Origin of the sequence: Isoptericola sp. NPDC057391 (assembly GCF_042668085.1) — a bacterium.
GTDB lineage: Bacteria > Actinomycetota > Actinomycetes > Actinomycetales > Cellulomonadaceae > Isoptericola.
This window is the reverse complement of record NZ_JBHVBO010000132.1, coordinates 1-11,969: the sequence shown is the minus strand read 5'-3', so window position 1 is coordinate 11,969 and position 11,969 is coordinate 1. Positions and strand designations below refer to the sequence as shown.

The following is an 11,969-nucleotide window of genomic DNA, read 5'->3' as shown; positions in this document are numbered from 1 at the left end:
AGGTAGTGGACTGGACCACTACCTCGGCGAGCGTGGAACTACCTCGGGCCGTCTCGAACTATCTCGCGCGAACTCGCGCTACCTCACGCTGAGCGAGACTGGAGCCATGACCGACGCCGCCACCCTGCCCGAGCCGCTCGCCGAGATCCGCGAGGAGTTCCTCGCGCTGCCCGAGCGCGAGCGGCTGCAGCTGCTGCTCGAGTTCTCGCGCGAGCTGCCGGGCCTGCCCCCGCGGTACGAGAGCGCGCCCGGCCTGCTCGAGGCGGTCGAGGAGTGCCAGTCCCCCGTGCGGGCGTTCGCGGAGGTCGACGGCGACGTCGTGCACTTCTACGCGACCGCCCCGCAGGAGGCACCCACCACCCGCGGGTTCGCGTCGATCCTCGCCCAGGGGCTGTCCGGGCTCTCGGCGCAGCAGGTGCTGGACGTGCCCGACGACTTCCCGCTGATGATCGGGCTCACCCGCGCGGTCAGCCCGCTGCGCCTCAACGGCATGGCCGGCATGCTCACGCGCGCCAAGCGGCAGGTGCGCGAGCAGCTCGCGGCCGCCTGACGCACCTGCCGTCGAGCCCTGGCGCCCGTCAGAAGTCGAACAGGTCCCCGAGGAACGAGTCCTTCTTCTTGCGCTTGCGGTAGCGGGGGTCGTACCCGCGGTCGTCGTACCGCTTGTCGTCGTAGCGCCGGTCGTCGTACCGGCGGTCGTCGTACCTCTTGTCGTCGTAGCGACGCTCGTCGTAGCGGCGCTCGTCGTACGCCGCCGGGTAGGACGGCCCGGGGGCCGCCGGCGCGGGCGGCAGGGGGCCTCGCGCCTCGGCGGCGATCTCCGACTCCAGGGAGCGCTCGACGATCTTGTCGAGCTCGCCGCGGTCGAGCCACACACCCCGACACTGCGGGCAGTAGTCGATCTCGATCCCCTTGCGCTCGGTCATCACGAGGACGGACTGGTCGTGCGGACACTGCATGATGCGCTGCTCCTTCGTCGGCTGGTGGTGTCAACGGCCCGGACCGGCGCGAGGTTCCCCCGGTGTGCGAGAGTGTGCGCATGACGGTGCTCGTGGCCTACAACCCGTCGCCCCACGGTGAGGCGGCCGTCCGGACGGCGATCGCGGAGGCGTCCCGGCGCGGGCTCCCGCTGCACGTGGTCCACCTCGCGCGGTCCGACGACCCCGCCGACGGCGACCCCCTCGACGGGCTGCTCGCCGAGGCGGCCGAGGACGTCGAGGTCCAGCCGGTCACCCGCCGGCCCTCCGGCACCGAGCCCGCGGACGCGATCCTCGACGCCGCCGAGGCGTCCGGCGCGACGCTCGTCGTCCTCGGCTCCCGCAAGCGCTCCAGCGCGGGCACGTTCCTCATCGGGACGACGACGCAGCGGGTCCTGCTCGACTCCCCCGTCCCCGTGCTCGTCGTCAAGGACGCGTACGACTCCTGATCGCCCGCCGCCGGGCCGTGGCCCGGTCGACCGCCGACACGCGCCGAGACGCGCGGCGGGCGACGGTGTCGCCGGGTTACGGTGCGCGGCGTGGATTCCTTCGCTGACTTCATCGCCGCAGCCAGCTCCTTCGTCTGGGGCCCGTTCCTGCTGATCCCGTTGCTGCTTGGCACGGGCCTGTACCTCACGATCCGGCTCAAGGGCCTGCAGTTCCGCAAGCTCGGGCCCGCGCTGCGGCTCGGGCTGCTGCAGCGCAAGGAGGCCTCCGCCGGTGGCGAGGGCGACATCTCGCACTACCAGGCGCTGACCACCGCGCTCGCCGCCACGGTCGGCGTCGGCAACATCGCCGGCGTCGCGACCGCCATCGGCATCGGCGGCCCCGGCGCCCTGTTCTGGATGTGGGTCACCGGCCTGCTGGGCATGGCGTCCAAGTACTCCGAGGCGTTCCTCGGCTCGAAGTTCCGCGTCGTCGACGAGAAGGGCGAGCAGCGGGGCGGCCCGCAGGAGTACCTCAAGCGGGGCATCCGCGGGCCGCTGGGCAAGGTCCTCGCCGTCGCGTTCGCCGTCTTCGCCGCGCTCGCCGCGTTCGGCATCGGCAACATGACGCAGACCAACACGATCGCGCAGTCCCTCGACGACACGTTCGGCGTCCCGCCGCTGGCGACCGGCATCGTCATCGTGCTTTTCGTGGGCGTCGTGCTGCTCGGCGGCATCAAGCGGATCGGCGCGGTCACGGCGTCGTTCGTGCCGATGATGATCGTCTTCTACATCGTCGCCGGCCTCCTGGTGCTCGGCGCGAACGTCACCGCGATCCCCGACGCCTTCGCGCTCGTGTTCACCGACGCGTTCACCGGCACCGCGGCCACGGGCGGCTTCGTCGGCTCCACCGTCGCCCTCGCGCTGCAGTACGGCGTCGCGCGCGGCCTGTTCTCCAACGAGTCGGGCCTGGGTTCGGCCGCCATCGTCGCCGCCGCCGCGAAGACGCACCACCCGGTGCGCCAGGGCCTGGTGTCGATGACGCAGACCTTCATCGACACGATCATCGTGGTGTCGTTCACGGGCCTCGTCATCATCACCTCGGGCGCGTGGACGTCGGGCGAGGAAGGCGCCGCGATGACGTCGACGGCGATGTCGTCCGGCCCGCTGGCCCAGTTCGGCGCCGCGGTGGTCGCGATCGCCGTCGTCTTCTTCGCGCTCTCCACGGTGATCGGGTGGGCGTACTACGGCGAGCGCTGCGCCACGTCGCTCTTCGGGATCAGGGTGTCGCTGCCGTACCGGGCGATCTTCACGCTCGTGTGCCTGGTCGGCGCGGTCTGGGAGCTGGACCTCGTGTGGGGCGTGGCCGACGTGCTCAACGGCCTCATGGCCCTGCCGAACCTCGTCGGCCTGCTCCTGCTGTCCGGGCTCATCGCGCGGGAGACGAAGGCCTACCTCGCGAAGGACCCGGACCTCACCGACCCGCCGGCAGCGCTCGAGGACTTCGCACCGGCTCGATGACGTCGTCCCCGGGCACGACGAAGGGGCGCAGGTCGCCGCGCGCGGCGTCCACCTGCTCGACCGGGACGCGCTCCACGCCCCCGGCCTCGGTGATCCACCAGCCGAGGTTGGGGGCCAGGGCGGCGTAGCCGTCGCGCAGCACGTGCCGCAGCACGGTGTCCGCCAGCCGCACGCCGTCGCGCCACGCGGTGATGACGCCCGTGGCCGTGGCGTCGTGCGGCGTGGCACCCGCCGTCAGCTCGGCCGCCGACGTCGCCGGCAGCGCGAGCACCCGCAGGCCCCGGCGGAACACGAGACGGCCGTCGACCACCGCGTAGCGCGGACGCACGCGGGTGACCGCGTTGAGGAGGCGGAACGGCCACGGCGGCGCCTGGTCGAGGATCAGCGGCGCGCGGGGCGTGAGCTGGCGGGCCAGCCGGCGCTCGTCGAACTGCACGCCCACGGCGCGCATCTCGGCGGCCATCCACTGCAGCGCGACGTCGGACAGGCCGCAGCGCGCTCCCCCGCCGCCCACGTCCCCGTGGGTGCCGGGGAACCACACCTGCTGCACCCGCTCGGGCGGGTCGTCGTCGGGCACGGTCCACAGGCACGGCGCGAAGGTCAGGCGGCGCTCGTCGATCGCGAGCGCCTGGCGCGCCGTGAGCACGGCGGGCGAGAGGGAGACGTCGTGGAAGCGGTTCTTGCGCCGCGACGGCCCGGGGACGCCCAGCGCGCCGACGGTGTCGAAGACGCCGAGGAAGCGGACGGGCACCTCCATCCCGTGCTCCGCCCGGAACCGGTCCTTCTCCTGCCGGATCTGGTCGCCGCGCCGCAGCACCGCCTCCGCCCGGCGGTGGCGCCACGACCCCGGACGCGCCCGGGCGGCGGTGCGCTCCGCCCGCGCGACGCGGCGCGGTGTCGGCGGCTTGAGCCGGTAGACGCGCTCCGCCTCGCACAGGAGGCCGGCGTCCTGGGCCGCCGGGGTCAGCAGGCCCACCTGCGACAGCATGCCCACGACGCTGCGCGCCGTGTACGCCCCGCGCGAGTAGCCGAGCACGACGATCTCGTCACCGGGCTCGTAGTTCATGGCCAGGAACCGGTAGCCGTCCACCACGTTGCGGGTGAACCCGTACCCGAACGCGCCGCCCAGCAGCTGGTCCACCAGGTAGCCGCGGGCGCCGACGCCCGCCACGTAGCCGACGATCTGCTCGGTGTCGGGGTCCGCGCTCCCGCCGGAGCGCAGCACGGCCCGCGCGAGCTTCTCGATGTTGGACACCTGCGGGTTCACCGCGTGGCTCCACGTCCCGTCGCAGCACAGCACCAGTCGCTTCATCGTCGTCCCCTCCATGTACCTCGGAGGGTGGCAGGGGGCCGCTGATACGACGAGCGTTGACGCCGTCGCGCAAGGTCCCGGCGGCGTGCGCAGGCGTCGTGCGCGGGTCAGACGACGACGCGGATGACGGCGCTGTGGTCCAGCTCGGCGTCGCCGCGGTCGACCATCCGCTGGTAGCGGTCGCGGGCCACCTCGGTCAGCGCGGTGTCGACGCCGAGCTGCCGCCCGGCCGCGATGCCGAACTCGAGGTCCTTGAGCTGCGTGCGGCACGCGCCGCCGTGCGCGTAGTCGCCCGTGAGGTAGCGCCGCGACTTGTCCGCGAGCAGCTGCGAGCCGGCGAGTCCCGCGCCCAGCACCTCCAGCACGGTGGCGAGGTCCAGGCCGCCGGCCCGCGCGATGGCGACCGCCTCGGCGAGCGCGTTGAGCGTGCCGCCCACGATGATCTGGTTGCACGTCTTGGTGAGCGAGCCCGCGCCCACCGGGCCGAGGTGGCGCACGGTCGAGCCCATCGCCTCCAGCACGGGCCGGACCTCGGCGACGTCGTCGTCCGCGCCGCCCCCCATGATGCTGAGGCTGCCCGCGACCGCGCCCTCGACGCCGCCGCTCACGGGGGCGTCGACGAGCCGGACGCCCTCGGCGGCCAGCTCCCGCGCCCACGCGGTGACCTCCACCGGACTCACCGTGCTCATCACCACCAGCACCGGGTCGGTGGTGCCCGCCGCGCGCCAGCCCGCCCGCAGCCCGTCCGGCCGGTCGACGACGTCGCGCACCTGCGGCAGGTCCGGCAGCATGACGACGACCACCGGGCGTGCCGCGTCCGCCGGCGTCGCCGCGACGGTCGCGCGCGCCTCGCCGTCGGCGACCACCTCCGCCTTCGCGGCGGTCCGGTTCCACAGCGCGACGTCGTACCCCGCCTCGAGCAGGTTCCGCGCCATCGGCGCCCCCATCGGCCCCGTGCCGACGAACCCGATCGACCTGCTGTCCATGCCGCTCCCTCCGCCGCGCGCCAGTAGTCACCACGACCTGGCACGCCCAGGGTAGGGCGACAGGGCGCCGCTGCCAGGAGGTGTCCGGTCGATATCGGCTGGACCGAGGTCACTAGGGTGCGGCCATGCACCACGACCTCCCGCTCGCCGGCCGTACCGCGCTCGTCACCGGGGTCTCCCGGCGCAAAGGCATCGGCTACGCCGTCGCCCGTGAGCTCGCCACGCTCGGGGCGAGTGTCTTCACCCACCACTTCGCCCCGCACGACGCCAACCAGCCCTGGGGTGGCGACGACCTCGACAAGGTCCGTGCTGGTGTGCGGAGCGCACTCCGCGGGTCGGCCAAGAGCTGCGATGCCAGCGCGGACCTCCGTGATCCTGAGCAGATCGACGCCCTCGTCGGCGCCGCGCGGGACCTGACTGGCACCCTCGATGTCCTCGTGTGCAACCACGCGCGCAGCGGTGGCGACGGTTCGATCCTCGACATGTCCCCTGACACCTTGGACGCGTTCTGGGAGACGAACACCCGCTCCACCCTGTTGCTCACCCGGCGGTTCGCGGCGCAGTTCCACGCGGGCACGCCCGCGGCCCGCCCGGGGGAACGGCTCGGCCGGAGTGCGCCGGCCGACCCGCGGACCGCGCCCAAGGTTGTCTGGATGACCTCCGGCCAGCAGCAGGGCGCGATGCGGGGCGAGGTGGCCTACGCCGCATCCAAGGCCGCGCTCGCAGGCGTCACGGCCACCGTCGCCGCGGAGCTGCTCGACCTGGGCATCGTCCTGAACACGGTCAACCCCGGCCCGGTCAACACCGGATATCTGGACCCCGAGTCCACAGACCGCCCTCTTGACGAGCTCGAGGCGCTTCGCGCCGCCACGCCGTTCGGCCGCTGGGGCGAGCCGACCGACCCTGCGGGCCTCATCGGCTGGCTCGTCACCGCTCCCGGTTCGTGGGTCGTCGGGCAGGTACTGACGACGGACGGCGGTTTCGCCCTGCAGTGACGGGCTCGACGCACCCTCAGCGGAGCCGTCGCAGGAACTCGCGCGTGCGCTCCTGCTGCGGGTCCTGGAGCACCTGCTCGGGCGTGCCGCGCTCGTGCACGCGCCCGGCGTGCAGGAAGACCACCTCGTCGGCGACCTCTCGGGCGAAGCCCATCTCGTGCGTGGCGACGAGCATGGTCGTCGGCCGCCCGGCGACGCCGTCGCTGCGCAGGGAGAGCAGCAGGTCGAGCACCTCGCCCACCAGCTCGGGGTCGAGGGCGGAGGTCACCTCGTCGAGCAGGAGCAGCTCGGGCCCGTTCACGAGAGCGCGGGCGATGGCGGCGCGCTGCTGCTGCCCGCCGGACAGCTGGTCGGGATAGGCGCGGGCCTTGTCCGCGAGACCGACGCGCTCGAGCATCGCCAGCGCCGCCGACTCGGCCTCGGCGCGCGGCACTCCGTGCACGACGCGCGGCGCCAGGGTCACGTTGTCGAGCACCCGCAGGTGCGGGAAGAGGTTGTACTGCTGGAACACCATCGCGAGGCGGGCGCGCACGGCGTCGGCGTCCACCCACGGGTCGGCGACGTCCTCGCCGTCGAGCAGCACCTGGCCGTCGTCGACCTCCTCGAGCAGGTCGACGACGCGTAGCAGCGTGGACTTGCCGGAGCCCGACGACCCGACCACGACGACGCAGGACCCCTCGGCGACGTCCAGGTCGACGCCGTCGAGCACGACCTTGCGCGCGTCCCCCGTGCCGAAGGACTTGCGGACGCCGCGCAGCGACAGCAGCGGGGGTCCGGCCACGACGTTCACCGGACCACCCCCGCCCCGGCGACGCCGCGCAGCTCGCCGCGCCAGCCCTGGCGGGCGGACCAGGCGTCGACCAGTCGGGTGAGCGGGATCGAGATCGCCAGGAACAGCAGGCCCGCCACCACGTACGGCGTGAAGTTGTAGTCCCCGGTGGTCGCGATCTGGGCGGCGCGGATCGCGTCGACGGCGCCGAGGATCGAGATGAGGCCGGAGTCCTTCTGCAGCGACACGAGCATGCTGGCCACGGGAGCGGTGACGTTGCGGACCGCCTGCGGCAGCACGACGCGCCGCGCCGCCTGCCCGCGGGTCAGGCCCAGCGACCTCGCGGCGGCCACCTGCGACGGGTGCACCGCCTCGATGCCCGCCCGGAAGATCTCGGCGAGGTACGCCGTGTAGCAGACCACGATCGACAGCCCGCCGAGGAACGCCGCGCTCACGGGCAGCCACGGCAGCCGCAGCGCGGGCAGGCCGAAGCCCACCAGCAGCAGCACGAGCAGCAGCGGCACGCCGCGGAACACGTCCACGTACCCGACGGCGAGGATCCGCAGGGGGAACAGCGCCGGCACCCGCGACGTCCGCACGACGGCCAGCAGCAGCCCCACGACCAGGGCGACCACGCTCGCTACCACCCACACCCGCAGGTTGAGCCACAGCCCCGCTGCGACCTCGGGCAGCACCTCCCACGCCCGTTCCGGGGAGAAGAACGCCTCGCGCGCCCGCTCCCAGCCGGGCGCCGTCGTCACGACGTACACGACGGCGGCCAGCACGAGAGCCGTCGCGACCCCGGCCACGAGCAGCGCCCGGCGGTGCTGCGCGCGCCGGTACGCCGCGCGGGCGCGCGCCCGCTCCGACGGCTGCCAGCCGCCGGTCGGCGTCGTCGCGGGCCCGCTCACGCGCGTCAGGACAGCTCGGGGACGTCGTCCGACTTGAGCCAGGTGGTGCGCAGCTCGGCGAGCGTGCCGTTCTCCTCGAGCGTGTCGACGGCGGCGGAGACGCACGCGGTGAGCGACGACCCCTTGTCGAGCACCAGCCCGAGCTGCTCCGGCTCGCCCACGGGCGGCAGCGTGCCGACGACGTGCGTGTCCGGGAAGTACACGGTCGTGGCGGCGACCCCCTGGTCGACGTCCATCACCATCGCGTCGATGGTGCCCGAGCTCAGCGCCGTCATGCCGTCGCCGGCGGCGTTGAACGGCGTGACCTCGACGTCGTCGCCCCACGCGGCGTCGGCGACGGCGAGCGACGTCTGCGAGGCCGTGACGCCGATCTTCGCGCCCTCGAGGTCCGCCAGGCTCGCGGCCTCGGAGAACTTCCCCTCGTCGGCCACGATGACGCCCTGCCGGCTGGTCAGGTACGGGCTGGAGAAGTCGACGGCATTCTTCCGCTCGTCGGTGATCGTCGTCTGGTACGCGGCGACGTCGAAGGGCTTCACGGCCGGGCTGATGATCTGCTCGAAGGTGACCGACGTCCACTCGACGTCCTCCTTCGCGAAGCCCAGCTCGTCGGCGACGGCGTACACGAGCGCGGACTCGAAGCCCTCGCCGCTCGTCGGCTCGCCCACGTACCAGGGCTCGAACGGGTCGCTGGCGCCCACCGTCAGCGTGCCGTCGGTGAGGGTCTGCATCCCCTCGGGCGTGCAGTCGGTCGCGCTGCCGGAGGCTGCGGGGGCGCCGTCGCCGCCGTCGTCGGAGGACGAGCAGCCGGCGAACGCGAGCGTGGCGGCCGAGGCGAGGGCGACCGCAAGAAGAGGACGGGAGGTGCGCACGGGTGGGGCCTTTCCGACGAGGTGGGCCGACGAAGACGGAGTGGGTCACGCCGACGACGAGCCTATGCCGACCGCGGGTCGCGGCGGCATGGCGGTCGTCACAGGGGAACCTCGCCGGGGTTGTCGATCTTCCCCGCCCTCGCGCGTCATCCCGGTGAACGAGCAGGTGTGCGAGCCCCCACGAGGAAGGACGATGGAGCCATGACCACGTACGTCGTACTGCTGCCCGGCGTCGAGGACGTCTGGGAACGGGCGAGCGCCGAGGAGCGCGCGGCCGTCTACGCGAAGCACGAGGAGTTCGCCCGGCTGCTCGCCGAGCGCGGGCACCGCGTCACCGGGGGCGCCGAGCTGACGCACTCCCGCACCACCAAGCAGGTCTCCCGCGACGCGGCGGGCCGCGTCGTCGTCACCGACGGCCCGTTCGCCGAGACGGCGGAGCAGCTGTCCGGGTTCTACCTGGTCGAGTCGGACGACCTCGACGACCTGCTCCAGATCAGTGCGACCCTCGTCGGCTCGACCGGCGGCGGCGACGCGGACGGTGTCGTCGAGGTGCGCGCCGCCGTCGACCACGAGGAGGGCGAGGCATGAAGGTCGTCGTCCTGCTCACGCAGCCGAACCACTACGAGATCTGGGAGGCGGCCGACGACGCGCACCGCGAGCGCTTCTTCGCCCGCCTGGAGGCGTTCGACTCCGCGGTCGCCGCACGGGGCGCGGTCGTCGCGGGCGAGGGCCTCGGGCACCCCGGCACGGCGCGCACGCTCGGGCCGGGGACGGACGGCGACCGCGCCGTCACCGACGGCCCGTACGCGGAGGCGGCCGAGCAGCTCGGCGGCTTCTACGTCGTCGACGTGCCCGACCTGGACACCGCGGTCGAGCTCGCGCGCCTGCTGCCGGACGAGCTCACGGTCGAGCTCCGCCCGGCGGAGGCGGGCTAGCCGGTGACGGAAGCGCCACGGTGACGCCCCTCGAGCACCTCATGCGCGACGAGTGGGGTCGGCTGCTGGCCCTGCTCGTCGCGCGCTTCCGTCGGCTCGACCTCGCCGAGGACGGGCTCGCGGACGCGTTCGAGGCGGCGGCCCGCACCTGGCCGCGCGACGGCGTGCCGGCGAACGGCCCGGCCTGGCTCCTCACCGCCGCCCGCCGGCGCGTGCTCGACCGGCTCCGGTCGGAGCAGGTGCTCGCTCGGTCGATGCCGCTGCTGGAGGTCGAGGCGGACCTGGCGGCCCGGGCGCAGCGGGTCATGGCGGACTCCGGCGAGCCCTTGACCGACGAGCGGCTGCGCCTGGTGCTCCTGTGCGCCCACCCGCGGCTGTCGCGCGAGGCGGCGGCGGCGCTCTCCCTGCGCCTGGTGCTCGGCGTGCCCACCGCCGACGTCGCCCGCCTGTTCCTCCAGTCCACGCCGACGATGGCGGCGCGGCTCACCAGGGCCCGCAAGAAGCTCGCCGGCGAGCGGTTCGCGCTGCCGACCGGCCAGGAGCTCGCCGACCGCCTGGGCGTCGCGGCCGACGTCGCGTACCTCGCGTTCACCGCCGGCTACGCGCCCGCCACCGGGGACGACGTCGTGCGGAGCGAGCTCGCCGGCGAGGCGGTGCGGCTCGTCCGCGTGCTGCGCGAGGTCCGCCCCGCCGTGGGCGGCGGCACGGCGGGCGACGGCGTGGGGGCGGACGACCTCGACGCCCTCCTCGCGCTCGTGCTGCTCCAGCACTCGCGCCGGGACGCCCGCGCGCGCGACGGCGCCCTGGTGCTGCTGCCGGACCAGGACCGCGCGCGGTGGCACCAGGCCGAGATCGCGGAGGCGCTCGACCTGCTCACGCCCCTCGCCACCGCTCCCCCCACGCCGTACCTGCTGCAGGCCCTCGTGGCCGCCGAGCACGCGATCGCGCGGACCCCGGACGCCACCGCCTGGGACCGCATCCTCGCCCGCTACGACGAGCTCCTCACGCTGACCGACACCCCCGTGGTGCGCCTCAACCGGGCCGTCGCCGTCGCGGAGGTGTCCGGCCCCCGCGCCGGCCTCGACGCCCTCGCGGGGGTGGCCCTGCCCGGGCACCGGCTGCCCGCCCTGCGGGCCGAGCTCCTCCGGCGCGCGGACGACCCGCACGGCGCCCGCCGGGCCTACGACGCGGCGCTGGCCCTGTGCGGCCCCGGCGCCGAGCACGACCACCTGCGCCGCAGGCGGGACGAGCTCGGCTGAGCCTCCCGTTCCCGGGGGTCCGGCCCGTCAGGGGTGCACGTGCGCCCGGTGCCCCGTCTGCGCCGAGATGTCCTGCTCGGCCTGCTCGAGCAGCGCGTCCGCGAGCCGTCGCAGCGCCCGCGCCGCCGCGACCTCGTCCCCGATGACCGGGACCTGGAGGTCGCCCGGGTCCTTGCGCGCGTGCCCGACGCCGCGCAGCGAGCCCACGTCGGGGCCCGGCGTCAGCATCGCCTCCGCCGTCGTGCTCCCGGCCGACTCCACGAGCGAGACCCGCACGTCCCAGGTCAGGGCCCGCGCCGTCGACGCCTGGGCGCGGCCGGGCTCCGTCCCCCCGCCGTCGTGCTGCACGACAGTGTCCGCCCCGGGGAAGACCAGCGTCTCCTCCCCCGTGTCCGACCAGCGCACCTGGTAGGGCGGCGAGCCGTCCTCGTGCGGGCAGCCCACCACGACGCCGTCGCGCACCGCGCCACCGACCACTCCGGACGCCACCACGATCCGGTCGCCCACCGTCGCTCTCATCGCCGCCTCCTCGCGTCGTCGGGTGCCCGCCGTGCCGGCGGTCGCTCCTTCCATCATGCGCCCCGACGCGCGCACCGGCACGGTCGCTCACGGCCCGGGCCCAGGCACCGGTCAGTGGGAGCGCAGCGCCTCGATCAGCTCGCTCTTGCGCATCGAGGAGCGGCCCTCGATGCCGATCTCGGACGCCCGCTTGCGCAGGTCGGCGACGGTCCAGTCGTCGTACGAGCCGGACTTCCCGCCCTTCTTGCCGACCTTGCCACGCCCCCGCGCGGCAGCCGCGTTCGCGATCCGCGCGGACTTCTCCTTGCTGTTGCCCTCGTCGCGCAGCTCCTCGTAGAGCTCCTTGTCCTTGACGCTCGGCCCTGCATCTCGTCGCGGCACCGTGGCTCCCTTCGGGTCCCGGGCGCTCCGCGCGGCGGCTTCACGCGGTGCCCTCCCTCGAGACTTACCACTCAGCGCGGGTGCCGGCACCCGCGGGCGCGCGCCCGGAC

15 protein-coding genes are annotated in these 11,969 nt (G+C 74.3%); 7 read left to right on the top strand and 8 right to left on the bottom strand.

The annotated features are described in order from the left end of the window. The first annotated feature begins 106 nt into the window (after positions 1-106). Positions 107-550, top strand: coding sequence for a SufE family protein (locus tag ACFUVW_RS15295; RefSeq protein ID WP_430572182.1), 444 nt, complete (start codon positions 107-109; stop codon positions 548-550). Between the two features lie 28 nt (positions 551-578). On the opposite strand, the gene ACFUVW_RS15290 is transcribed toward ACFUVW_RS15295, so the two are convergent. Continuing rightward, a complete protein-coding gene (locus tag ACFUVW_RS15290) occupies positions 579-959 on the bottom strand; it encodes a zf-TFIIB domain-containing protein (protein WP_430572181.1) in 381 nt (126 codons plus the stop codon). A gap of 80 nt (positions 960-1,039) precedes the next feature. Between ACFUVW_RS15290 and ACFUVW_RS15285 the strand changes: the two genes are divergently transcribed. After that, a complete protein-coding gene (locus ACFUVW_RS15285) occupies positions 1,040-1,426 on the top strand; it encodes a universal stress protein (RefSeq protein WP_430572180.1) in 387 nt (128 codons plus the stop codon). Positions 1,427-1,516: 90 nt separating this feature from the next. Further along, positions 1,517-2,923 (top strand): alanine/glycine:cation symporter family protein, encoded by a 1,407-nt coding sequence (locus ACFUVW_RS15280; RefSeq protein ID WP_430572179.1) that lies wholly within the window; start codon positions 1,517-1,519, stop codon positions 2,921-2,923. On the opposite strand, the gene ACFUVW_RS15275 is transcribed toward ACFUVW_RS15280, so the two are convergent. Next, positions 2,877-4,235: a DUF2235 domain-containing protein gene (locus ACFUVW_RS15275; RefSeq protein ID WP_430572178.1), complete on the bottom strand. Its 1,359-nt coding sequence runs from the start codon at positions 4,233-4,235 to the stop codon at positions 2,877-2,879. The two genes, ACFUVW_RS15280 and ACFUVW_RS15275, sit on opposite strands and share 47 nt — an antisense overlap. Before the next feature lie 107 nt (positions 4,236-4,342). Then, positions 4,343-5,221 (bottom strand): NAD(P)-dependent oxidoreductase, encoded by an 879-nt coding sequence (locus ACFUVW_RS15270; protein WP_430572177.1) that lies wholly within the window; start codon positions 5,219-5,221, stop codon positions 4,343-4,345. Positions 5,222-5,346: 125 nt separating this feature from the next. Between ACFUVW_RS15270 and ACFUVW_RS15265 the strand changes: the two genes are divergently transcribed. After that, positions 5,347-6,216, top strand: a complete 870-nt coding sequence (locus tag ACFUVW_RS15265) for an SDR family oxidoreductase (RefSeq protein ID WP_430572176.1) — start codon at positions 5,347-5,349, stop codon at positions 6,214-6,216. Positions 6,217-6,232: 16 nt separating this feature from the next. On the opposite strand, the gene ACFUVW_RS15260 is transcribed toward ACFUVW_RS15265, so the two are convergent. The 3 genes from ACFUVW_RS15260 to ACFUVW_RS15250 are packed head-to-tail and all read right to left on the bottom strand — an operon-like array spanning position 6,233 to position 8,765. After that, positions 6,233-6,997 (bottom strand): amino acid ABC transporter ATP-binding protein, encoded by a 765-nt coding sequence (locus ACFUVW_RS15260; protein ID WP_430572175.1) that lies wholly within the window; start codon positions 6,995-6,997, stop codon positions 6,233-6,235. A gap of 5 nt (positions 6,998-7,002) precedes the next feature. Then, a complete protein-coding gene (locus ACFUVW_RS15255; protein ID WP_430572174.1) occupies positions 7,003-7,896 on the bottom strand; it encodes an ABC transporter permease subunit in 894 nt (297 codons plus the stop codon). A gap of 5 nt (positions 7,897-7,901) precedes the next feature. Further along, entirely contained in the window at positions 7,902-8,765 is an 864-nt protein-coding gene (locus tag ACFUVW_RS15250; RefSeq protein WP_430572173.1) for an ABC transporter substrate-binding protein, read from the bottom strand. A gap of 201 nt (positions 8,766-8,966) precedes the next feature. Here ACFUVW_RS15250 and ACFUVW_RS15245 point away from each other — a divergent pair, with 201 nt between their 5' ends. The 3 genes from ACFUVW_RS15245 to ACFUVW_RS15235 are packed head-to-tail and all read left to right on the top strand — an operon-like array spanning position 8,967 to position 10,959. After that, complete coding sequence (locus tag ACFUVW_RS15245; protein ID WP_430572172.1) at positions 8,967-9,353, top strand: YciI family protein; 387 nt, start codon at positions 8,967-8,969, stop codon at positions 9,351-9,353. After that, on the top strand, positions 9,350-9,700 hold the full coding sequence (locus ACFUVW_RS15240) for a YciI family protein (protein ID WP_430572171.1): 351 nt from the start codon (positions 9,350-9,352) through the stop codon (positions 9,698-9,700). The genes ACFUVW_RS15245 and ACFUVW_RS15240 overlap by 4 nt, the downstream gene beginning before the upstream one ends. Before the next feature lie 20 nt (positions 9,701-9,720). Beyond that, positions 9,721-10,959, top strand: a complete 1,239-nt coding sequence (locus ACFUVW_RS15235; RefSeq protein ID WP_430572170.1) for an RNA polymerase sigma factor — start codon at positions 9,721-9,723, stop codon at positions 10,957-10,959. A gap of 27 nt (positions 10,960-10,986) precedes the next feature. Here the strand turns inward: ACFUVW_RS15235 and ACFUVW_RS15230 are convergent, their stop codons facing one another. After that, complete coding sequence (locus ACFUVW_RS15230) at positions 10,987-11,478, bottom strand: dsRBD fold-containing protein (protein WP_430572169.1); 492 nt, start codon at positions 11,476-11,478, stop codon at positions 10,987-10,989. A 111-nt stretch (positions 11,479-11,589) separates the two neighbouring features. Continuing rightward, entirely contained in the window at positions 11,590-11,859 is a 270-nt protein-coding gene (locus ACFUVW_RS15225; protein ID WP_430572168.1) for a Rho termination factor N-terminal domain-containing protein, read from the bottom strand. Positions 11,860-11,969 lie beyond the last annotated feature (110 nt).

Coding starts and splice junctions, on each gene's coding strand:
- ACFUVW_RS15295 (WP_430572182.1), top strand. CDS start 107: ATGACCGACGCCGCCACCCTGCCCGAGCCGCTCGCCGAGATCCGCGAG.
- ACFUVW_RS15290 (WP_430572181.1), bottom strand. CDS start 959: ATGCAGTGTCCGCACGACCAGTCCGTCCTCGTGATGACCGAGCGCAAG.
- ACFUVW_RS15285 (WP_430572180.1), top strand. CDS start 1,040: ATGACGGTGCTCGTGGCCTACAACCCGTCGCCCCACGGTGAGGCGGCC.
- ACFUVW_RS15275 (WP_430572178.1), bottom strand. CDS start 4,235: ATGAAGCGACTGGTGCTGTGCTGCGACGGGACGTGGAGCCACGCGGTG.
- ACFUVW_RS15270 (WP_430572177.1), bottom strand. CDS start 5,221: ATGGACAGCAGGTCGATCGGGTTCGTCGGCACGGGGCCGATGGGGGCG.
- ACFUVW_RS15265 (WP_430572176.1), top strand. CDS start 5,347: ATGCACCACGACCTCCCGCTCGCCGGCCGTACCGCGCTCGTCACCGGG.
- ACFUVW_RS15245 (WP_430572172.1), top strand. CDS start 8,967: ATGACCACGTACGTCGTACTGCTGCCCGGCGTCGAGGACGTCTGGGAA.
- ACFUVW_RS15240 (WP_430572171.1), top strand. CDS start 9,350: ATGAAGGTCGTCGTCCTGCTCACGCAGCCGAACCACTACGAGATCTGG.
- ACFUVW_RS15230 (WP_430572169.1), bottom strand. CDS start 11,478: ATGAGAGCGACGGTGGGCGACCGGATCGTGGTGGCGTCCGGAGTGGTC.